Source organism: Candidatus Frankia alpina (assembly GCF_902806485.1).
Taxonomy (GTDB): domain Bacteria; phylum Actinomycetota; class Actinomycetes; order Frankiales; family Frankiaceae; genus Frankia; species Frankia alpina.
Map to the genome: position 1 here is coordinate 1 of NZ_CADCWT010000498.1, position 1,086 is coordinate 1,086.

Annotated in this window: 1 protein-coding gene and 1 pseudogene; both read left to right on the top strand. The window is 66.6% G+C overall.

Translation table 11 applies throughout. The features are described from left to right. Window positions 1-457: pseudogene (locus G6R25_RS24175) on the top strand (IS3-like element ISAar44 family transposase); the annotation flags it as partial. 9 nt (window positions 458-466) lie between these two features. Beyond that, on the top strand, window positions 467-1,060 hold the full coding sequence (locus G6R25_RS24180; RefSeq protein ID WP_336502521.1) for a DDE-type integrase/transposase/recombinase: 594 nt from the start codon (window positions 467-469) through the stop codon (window positions 1,058-1,060). Window positions 1,061-1,086 lie beyond the last annotated feature (26 nt).

Consider the following 1,086-nt stretch of genomic DNA (forward strand, 5'->3'; position numbering starts at 1 on the left):
AAGCGCGCGCGCTCTTGGAACAGATTTCCGGGAGCGCGGACACCGACGGGCCGCAGAACAGGTCCTGACCGGCGCCTTCGAGGAGCTGCGCGCGGCGAACATTCCGGTGGCGCAGGCCTGCGCTCTGACCGGATGGTCCCGCGCGACGCACTACCGCCACGCCGCTCCCGGCGGCCGGCTGCACGGGCCGTGGCCGGCCCGGGCCCTGCCGCCGGGCACGTTGACCGACACCGAACGCGCCGAGGTCCTGGCGGTCCTGACCAGCCCGGCGTACCAGGACCTGGCGATCCCGCAGGTCTGGGCTCGCGAGCTGGACGAAGGCCGCTACTGGTGCTCGATGTCGACGATGTACCGGATCGCCCGCGCCGCCGGGCAGACCCGGGAACGCCGTGCCCAGGCGACCCATCCACCCCGAGTACGACCCGAACTGTCCGCGACCGGACCGAACCACGTCTGAACCTGGGACATCGCCGCGTTGAAAGGACCCGAGAAAGGAATCTGGTACAAACTTTACGTCATCATCGACATCTACTCGCGGTATGTCACCGGATGGCTCGTCGCCGCCGAGGACGCGATTGTCGCGAAAGACTTCCTCGCCGACGCGGTACGCCGTAACGGAACCCAGCCGCACACGATCCACGCCGACCGTGGCGGTGCCATGATATCAAAACCGGTATCAGAGCTCCTCGTCGACCTGAACGTCCACCGGTCACATTCCCGACCCCGCGTGTCCAACGACAATCCGTATTCCGAGGCGCAGTTCAAGACTCTCAAGTACAGTTTTGATTTTCCTGCCCGGTTCGGGTCGTTGCACGACGCCCGCCGGTTCTGCGAGGGGTTTTTCACCGCCTACAACCATGAGCATCGCCACTCCGGGATCGGGTTCCACACCCCCGCCTCGGTCCACTACGGCACCGCCGACCAGGTCCAGGACCACCGCCAGGCCACCCTCGGCCGCGCCCACGCCACCCACCCCGCACGGTTCACCCGCTGGCCACGGCCACCCCGACTACCCGTGACCGTGTGGATCAACAAGCCAGTCCCACAGCCAGTCGACTAACAACCCACTGTCTCACTTGACTTGAC